Origin of the sequence: Nocardia concava NBRC 100430 (assembly GCF_000308815.1) — a bacterium.
Classification (GTDB): domain Bacteria; phylum Actinomycetota; class Actinomycetes; order Mycobacteriales; family Mycobacteriaceae; genus Nocardia; species Nocardia concava.
In genome coordinates this window covers 1-5055 of the sequence record NZ_BAFX01000078.1, presented here as the reverse complement: position 1 = coordinate 5055, position 5055 = coordinate 1, and the positions used below count along the sequence as shown (strand labels likewise).

The window sequence follows — 5055 nt, the reverse complement described above, 5'->3', positions numbered from 1 at the left end:
GGTTTCGACGGCGGTGATCGCGGCTTGCGCCTGGGCGGCGTCGGTGCAGTGCGTCATGGTCGCGCCGGTGAAGCCGAGATCGCGCAGGCCGTCCTCGAGGTCGAGCGCGGTGTGGTCGGCGGGGGCGTCGAGGTCGAAGCCGAAGAACCGCAGCCGGCGTTCGGCGACGGTGGCCGGGTCCTTGGCGCGCAGGGTGCCCGCGGCGGCGTTGCGCGGGTTGATCAGCGGCTTGTCAGGGTGGGCGGTGTTGTAGGCGGTGAAGGTGGAGCGCAGCATGACGGCCTCGCCGCGCACCTCCACCCGGTCGAGCAACTCGATGCGGTCGGGGATGCCGTCGACGAGCGCGCGGACCAGCGGAGTGACGTCGTCGCCGGTGGTGCCGTCGCCGCGGGTGACCGCGCGGGCCAGGCGTCCGTTCTCGAAGACCAGCGACAGTGACAGCCCGTCCAGCTTGGGCATCACCACCACCGGCTGGCCGGGGAAGCGGTCGAAGAACGCGGCGACCTGTTCGGGCTTGGTGGCCTTCTCCAGCGAGAGCATCGGGCGGGCATGCCGCACCGGCGCATGCAGTTCGCTGGGCGCGCCCACCTGGTCGAGCGGGTTCGGATCCGGCGTGAGGTCGGGATGGGCCTCGATCAGACCGCGCAACTCGTCCTCGAGGGCGTCGTAGTCGGCGTCGGCCACCAGCGGTGCGCCGTCGTAGTAGGCGGCGCGCAGCGCGGTGATGCGCTCGGCGAGCTCTTCGATGCGTGCTCCAGGTTCCACACCGCCGGACGCTACCTGCCTGCACCGACACTTCGTAGTCGCGGGTGTTTGCTCCGGATTCGTGCGGGTAGCGCGAGCGCATCGGGCATCCGGTTCGATGGAAGGGGTTCAGGCATGGGTTTTCCAGAACAGCAGCAGAAGGTTCCGGGTCGTCAGTCGCAGATGAATCCGGTGCCGGATTGCGGGGAGAACAGCTATCGGGGCAGCGGCAAACTGGTCGGCAAGGCGGCTGTGATCACGGGCGCGGACAGCGGGATCGGCCGCGCGGTGGCGATCGCTTTCGCCCGTGAGGGCGCGGATGTGGTGCTGTCGTACCTCGACGAGCACGACGATGCCGAGCAGGTCGCCGATCTGGTGCGGGAGGCCGGGCGTACCGCGGTGCTGGCGCCCGGCGATCTGTCCGATCCGGGGCAGTGCCGCGCGGTGATCGACCGGGCCGTGGCCGAGTTCGGGAAAGTCGATGTGCTGGTGAGCAATGCGGCGTTCCAGATGACCCACGAGACGCTCGAGGAGATCAGCGATGAGGAGTTCGAATACACCTTCCGTGTGAACGTCGGAGCCTATTTCAGCCTGGTGAAGGCGGCGCTCCCGCACATGGCGCCGGGGTCGTCGATCATCGGGAGTTCCTCGGTCAATTCCGATATGCCCTCGCCGACGCTCGCGCCCTATGCCGCGACGAAGGCGGCCATCGCCAATTTCTCCGCGAGCCTGGCACAACTACTGGGGCCCAGGGGGATTCGCGTCAACAGTGTCGCGCCCGGCCCGATTTGGACACCGCTGATTCCATCGACCATGCCCCCGGAGAAGGTGGCGAAATTCGGTGACGACACGCCCTTGGGGCGCGCGGGCCAGCCGGCGGAGCTCGCTCCCGCCTACGTGCTGCTCGCCACCGACGACGGCAGCTACGTCTCGGGTGCGCGATTGGCGGTGACCGGCGGCCGACCCATCCTCTGAGAACACCGTGCACCTTCGCAGGCGGTCGAGTGTTGGAAAGCTGCTGGTGAATAGCTGTTGAGCCGACGGGTATGCGCTGGGCATGGAGATTCTCATCATCATCGGCCTGGTCCTGCTGGTCGCACTGGTCGTCATCGGCCGAAGACTCAGAGGTCAGCCGCCGGAAAACGACCTGTCCGCCGGCAACCCGCCCTCGAGCCGGAACATCGACGACATCTGACCGCGCTGCCCGGGGGATCGGTCTGGAATGCCGGGTTCGCTCGACCTGCGTAGGGTGGTCACGGGGGCGAGCCGGCCGTCGATCGGATTTGGGTGTTGTAGAAGGAGCAGGTGTGGTTGACGAGACCGATGATTCACTCTCGTCTCGCTCGATTCTCGATGAGCATGCGGTGGGGCTTGCCGCGGCGGCGGAGCGGTTGGGGGAGGAATTCCGGGGTGAAGCGGATTTGGAGGCGATCGATCGGCTGCTGCGGTCGTCGTATGACGAGCTCGTCGCGATCGGCGGTTCGGCGGGCGATGTAGTGCTGTTGGCCGAGCGGTTCGCGCGGGATCGCCTGATCGCGCTGGCGAAGTCCGCCGGGCGGCGTTCGGATATTCCGGCGGTGCTGTTCGTGTGCACGCACAATGCGGGTCGGTCGCAGATGGCGCTGGGGTTCTTCACGCGGCTGGTCGGCGATCAGGCGGTCGGCTGGTCGGGTGGATCGTCGCCGGGCAGCAGCGTCAATCCCGTTGTGGTGCAGGCGATGGCGGAGCGGGGCGTGGATATCGGCGCGGAGTTCCCGAAGCCGTGGACCGATGAGCTGGTGTGGGCGGCCGACGTCGTCATCGATATGGGTTGCGGCGATGCCGATCCCATCGTGTCGGGCCATCGCTTCGAACAGTGGTGGCTCCCCGACCCGGCCAGCCGCGACCTCGACGAAGTCCGTGTCATCAGAGACCAGGTCGAATCCCGGGTGCGCCAACTCGTCGCAGACCTGGGCCTGTCTCCGAAGGCCCTCGACTGACCGCTCGGGAAGGAGCCAGCGTGCTCAGGCGGCGCGGCGGTCGGGCTCGCTGCGGTAGCGGGAATGATCGCCGTCGATGCGCAGGAGCTGCCATACGCGGCGGGTCACCGGGTTCATCAGGCCCAATTCGGAGGCCAGGGAACGCATATCGCCGAAATAGCCGGACAGCGTCTTGGCGCCCTGCGGTGACCGCCAGAACGCTTCCTTGATGACCTCGCGCGGAATATCGAAGGTGCGGGCGAATTCCGGCGGCGGGGCCATGATCTCACCCGCCAGCCACCGCATGGCGAGCGGGAAAGCCAGTCCGCAGACATTGCGGTAGAGCGAATTCATTGCCGGGACATGTTCCTTGAGGAACTCGTTGGCGAAGGAGATGTGCCGCGCCTCCTCGGCGATATGGATCTCCATGCAGCGCACCACCGCCGGCGGCAGCTGCGCGCCATTGCGGATGACCGCCTTCTGATAGTGGTCGATCGGCTCCTCACCGCCGAGAATGCCGATGAACAGAATCGCCCACGCGTAACCACCGGCCACCCCGATGAACGGCGACAGCGCCTTGAAGACCGGCCGCATCCCCGGCACGTCCACGCCGATCCGATTCACCAGCTCCTGGAACATCTGGATGTGATTGCACTCCTCGGTCATCTCGTGGAGGCAGTAGCGGAACTCCGGCGAGCCGTTGGGCAGCCGCATGATGTACTGCATCATCCCGCGGATCAGAATGCTCTCGAACGCCGCGCCGACCTTGATGGCATTGGCGATCCGCCACCGCCCGATCTCGATCTGCCGCTCCAGCGGCTGGGACCGGTACCACTCGGTGGCGCCCAGCGGATCGATCTCCGGCGCCAGCACCCACCGCGGATCCATCGGATCGATCCGGAATTCCGGTGCGTCCCAGTCGATGTCGAGGTAGGGGTCGAAGTTGCGATGCACCGATCCCTCGGACAGGGTGTGCAGGAAATCCGCGTAATCCCGTTCGGCCGGAACCGTCTTCGCCGTCGTCAGAGCCACCATTGCCTCCTCATCTCTCCGTACCCCGCCGATGCCGGGCGCGGTACGAGACCCCCGCGCCTGTGCGGTGCAACACACCCAAGGTAAGTGCTAATTGGAGTTACACACAAGTGTCAATTTCGCGCGGCGGCATGATTCTCCAGCTCGGGCGCTGAATTTCGGTGCCGCGGACCGTCCTACGTAGTGAATGGCGCGCATCGAGCGCCCACCGACCGAAGGAGTCCGTCATGTCGATCCAGAAGCCGCTGCAACGAGCCCGGCACCTGCACCGGAAGCTGGTGCAGGCGCATCGGGACCAGCTCAATGAGCGGGTTGTCGTGCATCATCGTCGAGTGGTGCAGGACGCGTGGCGGGGTGCTCGCTGACCTCGGCGGGCTCCTCGACCGGAGCCTTCGCCGACCGCAGCGTCACGGCCAGCACCAGCACTCCCGCCAGGGCGAAGAGCATGGTCCAGATCGAACCGACGTGCATGGCATGGATGAACGCGTTGTCGGCCGCGTGCGCCAGATCGGGTCGCCCGATCGCGGTGGCCACATGCCGGGCCTGTTCGGCCGACACCTGGGCGGGCTCGCGGGCGGCGTCGGGCAGCGTGCCCAGCGAGCCCTGGATCCCATTGCGGTAGGTGATCGCCATGATCGTGCCGCCGACCGCGATCCCGAGGACACTGCCGGTCTGCCGGACAGTGTTGTTGACCGCCGATCCCGCCCCGGCCAGCGGCAACGGTAGGGTGCTCATGATCGCGCTCGACACCGAGCCGATCACCATGCCGATCGAGAAGCCCTGCACCCCGGCCAGGATCAGGTTCCACGCGATCGGCGTATCCAGCCCGAAGAACACGCCGCAACCCATGCACAACGCCCCGACGGTGAGCGCGGTCGTGGTGACCGGCCGCAGTCCCCAGCGGCGCACCAGCCGCACCCCGAGCGGACCGCCGATGATCACGCCGAGCGCGGCGGGGGAGTTGATCAGACCCGCGGCCAGCGGTGAATAACCGCGTGCGCCTTGCAGATAGAACGCCGCGTAGAACCCGGCGGCGGTCATGGCCAGGAACAGCAGTCCCAGCGCCGCGTTGCCGCCACCGAAAATTCGCTGTGCGAGCAGCCGCGGATCGAAACTCGGCTGTGCGGAACGCAATTCGACGACCACGAACGCGATCAGCAGCGCCACACCCGCGGTGATCGGCGCCCACACCTGCGCGGGCGTCCACGACGCGACCTGTCCCGCGCGGATGAGCCCGTAGGCGAGGGCGGCCAAACCGCTGACGGACAACAGCAATCCGAGCAGATCCAGCGGCCGCGGCGTCGGGCTGCGGAAGTTCGGC

6 protein-coding genes are annotated in these 5055 nt (G+C 67.3%); 3 read left to right on the top strand and 3 right to left on the bottom strand.

The window, feature by feature from the left end; translation table 11 throughout:
- The coding region (locus tag ON43_RS17760) for a DNA ligase LigA-related protein (RefSeq protein WP_040808859.1) at positions 1-765 on the bottom strand (765 nt) is incomplete at its 3' end.
- 114 nt (positions 766-879) lie between these two features.
- Between ON43_RS17760 and ON43_RS17755 the strand changes: the two genes are divergently transcribed.
- From ON43_RS17755 to ON43_RS17750, 3 genes are all read left to right on the top strand, one after another.
- Positions 880-1719 carry an SDR family oxidoreductase gene (locus ON43_RS17755; RefSeq protein ID WP_040808857.1) on the top strand — a complete coding sequence of 280 codons (840 nt, stop codon included), beginning with the start codon at positions 880-882 and terminating at the stop codon, positions 1717-1719.
- An 82-nt stretch (positions 1720-1801) separates the two neighbouring features.
- Positions 1802-1939: a hypothetical protein gene (locus ON43_RS46260; RefSeq protein WP_245568648.1), complete on the top strand. Its 138-nt coding sequence runs from the start codon at positions 1802-1804 to the stop codon at positions 1937-1939.
- A gap of 112 nt (positions 1940-2051) precedes the next feature.
- A complete protein-coding gene (locus ON43_RS17750) occupies positions 2052-2723 on the top strand; it encodes an arsenate reductase/protein-tyrosine-phosphatase family protein (protein WP_051178609.1) in 672 nt (223 codons plus the stop codon).
- A gap of 24 nt (positions 2724-2747) precedes the next feature.
- Here ON43_RS17750 and ON43_RS17745 read toward each other — a convergent pair whose 3' ends face one another.
- Both ON43_RS17745 and ON43_RS17740 read right to left on the bottom strand, forming a co-directional pair.
- Positions 2748-3737, bottom strand: a complete 990-nt coding sequence (locus ON43_RS17745) for an AurF N-oxygenase family protein (protein WP_040808855.1) — start codon at positions 3735-3737, stop codon at positions 2748-2750.
- Positions 3738-4034: 297 nt separating this feature from the next.
- Positions 4035-5055, bottom strand: a 1021-nt coding sequence (locus ON43_RS17740; protein ID WP_157514091.1) for an MFS transporter, incomplete at its 5' end; no start/stop codon positions are given.

Coding starts and splice junctions, on each gene's coding strand:
- ON43_RS17745 (WP_040808855.1), bottom strand. CDS start 3,737: ATGGTGGCTCTGACGACGGCGAAGACGGTTCCGGCCGAACGGGATTAC.
- ON43_RS17755 (WP_040808857.1), top strand. CDS start 880: ATGGGTTTTCCAGAACAGCAGCAGAAGGTTCCGGGTCGTCAGTCGCAG.
- ON43_RS46260 (WP_245568648.1), top strand. CDS start 1,802: ATGGAGATTCTCATCATCATCGGCCTGGTCCTGCTGGTCGCACTGGTC.